General features: G+C 56.3%; 2 protein-coding genes and 2 pseudogenes. 2 read left to right on the forward strand and 2 right to left on the reverse strand.

Annotated elements, in window-relative coordinates:
- Positions 1-112: 112 nt before the first annotated feature.
- Positions 113-385, forward strand: a pseudogene (locus tag GWG54_RS20360) (IS5/IS1182 family transposase); the annotation flags it as partial.
- Between the two features lie 104 nt (positions 386-489).
- On the opposite strand, the gene GWG54_RS20365 reads toward GWG54_RS20360, so the two are convergent.
- Both GWG54_RS20365 and GWG54_RS20370 read right to left on the reverse strand, forming a co-directional pair.
- On the reverse strand, positions 490-1278 hold the full coding sequence (locus tag GWG54_RS20365) for an HpcH/HpaI aldolase/citrate lyase family protein (RefSeq protein WP_167939457.1): 789 nt from the start codon (positions 1276-1278) through the stop codon (positions 490-492).
- A 424-nt stretch (positions 1279-1702) separates the two neighbouring features.
- Positions 1703-2206, reverse strand: a pseudogene (locus tag GWG54_RS20370) (hypothetical protein); the annotation flags it as partial.
- 114 nt (positions 2207-2320) lie between these two features.
- Here GWG54_RS20370 and GWG54_RS20375 point away from each other — a divergent pair.
- The gene (locus GWG54_RS20375; RefSeq protein WP_167939458.1) at positions 2321-3037 is read left to right on the forward strand and encodes a gamma-glutamyltransferase; all 717 of its coding nucleotides are present in this window, start codon (positions 2321-2323) and stop codon (positions 3035-3037) included.
- Positions 3038-3077 lie beyond the last annotated feature (40 nt).

Raw genomic sequence — 3077 nt, forward strand, 5'->3', positions numbered from 1 at the left:
CACTATCGACGACGAAACAGCTATTAGACGATCCGTGGTTTGGTCAGTCGCAGGATTCTCATAGGTGTTGAAATCCTCGGAGAGTTACAGGTTCGCCCGGTAGTCTGACCGAATGCAGGCCCTGCCAAAGTCGCGGTTACTCCGGTTCGTTGAGCAGGCGTATCACTTGGCTCGGCGAGCTGTTGCTCGATACTCCTCGAAGTTCTCGAAACGGCGGTACACACTCCATCAACACATTGTCCTGCTCTGCCTCAAGGTGCGGAAGAATACGACGTACCGGACGCTTCTTGACGAACTTATCGAGATGCCCCGGATTCGGAGTGCCATCGATCTGATGGAACTTTCCTCTCCCTCGACGTTGTGCAAAGCGTTCAACCGACTCGACAACCGATCCTCGTGCTTACAAAAAGGCGAAGTCCGCTATTAGAGGGCGGGGCTGAAAGTGAAGTCCCGGACGAGCAAGCGGTTCCCGCAGCCCGTCGGAATCGCCTAGGATCCCTCGTACTCGTTCAGCCACGACCGCACCGCACCGCCCAGCGCGCCGGTCGTGCTCCCCAGATTCAGGATCTGGTAGCCGGACTCGGCCTTCTCGTTGACGTTGTCCATCCCGAAGCCGAGTCCGCCGAGCGGGACGTCGGCCTCGAGGGCCGCCTCACGGACCTCCTCGACGTGGGACTCGACCTCGTCGTGGGTCGGCTCGCCGGGGTGGCCTAGCGAGACCGCCAGATCGAGCGGTCCGGCGAAGACGAACCCAAGATCGGGAACCGCGAGGATCTCCTCGATGTTGTCGACCGCCGTCGGATTCTCGATCGTCACGCCGACGACGATTTCATCGTCCTCGGTACCCGCGTAGTCGTCGGTCGTCCCCCACCGACTCGCTCGCGGGCTAGCGAAGCCGCGCTTACCGGGTTCGCCGTCGTACTCGAACCGCGAGGCCTCGACTGCCTGGTGGACCTCGTCGGCCGTCTCGATGCGCGAGACGAACAGCGACCGCACGCCCGCATCGAGGATCTTCCGGACCATGCCGGGATCCGGTTCCGGAAGTCGGACGAGTAGTTCCGTCCCCGTCACGTTCGCGGCCCGAGCGAGGTCCTCGAGTCGATCGCCGTCGAAGGGGCTCGGTCCGGCGTGTTCGAGGTCGATCCAAACGAAATCGAGGCCGAGTTCGCCGTAGAACTCGACCAGCGTCGGATCGTACGCGTTCTCGAGGACGCCGAGCGCGATGTCGTCGTCCTCGAGGGTCCGCTGCAGGAGATTGGTTCGTGGCGAGGTTGCCATAGGCAGTCGACCACAGCGGCGTCAATAAACGTTCGCGGCGCAGTTCCCGAGAGAACACCCTAGGGCGGGGATCGCGAATTGGGTCCATGGAACGCGTCGCGATCGCGAAGGCCTCCCCTCCCTCGGCGAATCGCTGGAGCTCATGATATTTTTCGCAGGTCTCCTCGAAGCCACTTGTTCCGGTCCTCTCATTGAAAACGAGGAGCTGATTGCGACTCTTGACGAACTCTATAGCGAATCAATAAACCAGGTGTACGGCGTGCCGACCGGTTCTCGGTGAGATGCGACTCGAGGAGTTTTGAAAGTCGGCTCGATCGTTGGTTATTCACGGCCTGTAGAATACTATATTTAATATAGTGCTCAATACCGAGGGTAGATTGCACACAGAGTGCATAACTCCCTATCCCTCGCAGCAACTATCCACTCACAATTTTCGCTCGAGGACTTGCGCTAGCTGATTCTCGAGTTCAGCGGCCTGCAGGATCTTGATCTCACTCTCGGCTTGCTCCTCGAGCGACGCAGTCTCCCGCTGAAGATCCTGAACCACGAGCAGGCCGTTCCACCCAGAGCCGAAGTACTCCTCGGTATCGCGTCCAAAGACGTACTCCCCGTTGAGACGTAAGAAGGCGAGGTACTCGAGTGTCTCCTTGATCCCGCGCCGAATCGTGTCCTCGTTGGCGCTGTTCTTCACCTCGACGATCAAGTACTCGTGGTCGCCGTCTTCGGAGATAATCTCGAGGACGATCACGTCCGGTCGTCCGGTGTGGTCCTGGTACTCTTTGTCGAAGTAGTTGCCAGCGACCTCCTTGGCGACACGCTGTACCCTGTCAGTGCGGGACTGGCTGTCCTCGTCTTCGCCGGGAACAGCGGTAAAGGAGAGATTCCGACCCCGCGCAGAGTTGTCGTAGTAGAGGACGATCTCTTGATCGTCGTTGTCAGTAGTGCGTCACAGTAGTACAGCGACCGTGCGAGACACTTTCTGATTCTCAATCGTTTCAAAACTGAATAGCTTTTATTATAGATGGCCTGAGATATTATATAGATGTCACACCGGAGAACTTTCATCAAACAATTTGGTATTGCAACAGCCGCTATCGGAACAGTTGGCACAGGAGCAGCAAGCGCCTCCTGTCACTCAACAGAGGACGGGTCTAACGCTGGAAGTGGAGCAGAATCTGAATTCAGCTATCCCTGGCAGTTCATTGGACGCCGTTCTGCCGTGATGGCAAAAAATGGAATGGTTGCTACCAGTCATCCACTTGCGGCACAGGTCGGTGTCCAGACCCTCCACGATGGCGGAAATGCAGCTGATGCAGCAGTTGCAACCGCATTAATGCTCAACCTTGTTGATCCACAGATGACAAGTATTGGTGGGGACATGTTTGCCATCACCCATTTCAACGGTGAATACAAATCACTCAATGGAAGTGGACGCGCTCCTGAGGCAGCCGATATTGATATGTATCGAGAACGAACTGATGCGACTGAAGATGGCGAACCAGTAATACCGTCAGAAGGCGGTCTCCCAGTTACTGTTCCCGGTGCATTAGATGGCTTTTATCAGCTTATCAAGCGTTACGGATCCTGTTCATTTGAATCTCTTCTACAGCCAACGATTAAGTATGCACGTGACGGATTTCCGATTTCGGAGTACGTTGCTGCTCAACAGGAAGCAGCTGCTCCACGGGTCGATAAATTTGATGGATTCACTGAGACTTTTCTAACTAACTCAGCTTTGCACGTTGAAGTAGGAGCATGACGTAGGCGGTGGCAAGGACGAATGATGCCGATTACGGATT

Origin of the sequence: Natronococcus sp. JC468, from assembly GCF_012163165.1 — an archaeon.
GTDB classification, from domain to species: Archaea; Halobacteriota; Halobacteria; order Halobacteriales; family Natrialbaceae; genus Natronococcus; species Natronococcus jeotgali.

Excerpts from the sequence above, each read along its gene's own strand:
- GWG54_RS20375 (WP_167939458.1), top strand. The coding sequence starts at position 2,321 with ATGTCACACCGGAGAACTTTCATCAAACAATTTGGTATTGCAACAGCC.
- GWG54_RS20365 (WP_167939457.1), bottom strand. The coding sequence starts at position 1,278 with ATGGCAACCTCGCCACGAACCAATCTCCTGCAGCGGACCCTCGAGGAC.